Below are 273 nucleotides of genomic sequence, written 5' to 3' on the forward strand. Positions count from 1 at the left end.
CGGGCTCGTTTGTTCAACCATCTGATCGAAAGCATCCGCACCATACTCCGGGACGTCGGAGAGCTCTGGATATTTGGACTTGCATACGTCAAACCTTCTTGTGTCGACATCGAGCAATCCTACAATTTCAGCCTGCTTCGAAAAGATTTGTAACATCGGACCGATATACATTTTCATACTTCGATTGCTGACACCGCATATCGCGTATCTTCGTTTCATGATGCACCTCTTTATGTGATTATGATTTCATCATGCGGTAAAACTGATTTCATT

At 43.6% G+C, this 273-nt stretch carries 1 pseudogene; it reads right to left on the minus strand.

Features of this window, described 5'->3' with window-relative positions:
* A pseudogene (locus tag KVT27_RS24610) lies at positions 1–219 on the minus strand (oxidoreductase); the annotation flags it as partial.
* Positions 220–273: the final 54 nt, after the last annotated feature.

Origin of the sequence: Lysinibacillus sp. GbtcB16, from assembly GCF_019091145.1 — a bacterium.
Taxonomy (GTDB): domain Bacteria; phylum Bacillota; class Bacilli; order Bacillales_A; family Planococcaceae; genus Lysinibacillus; species Lysinibacillus fusiformis.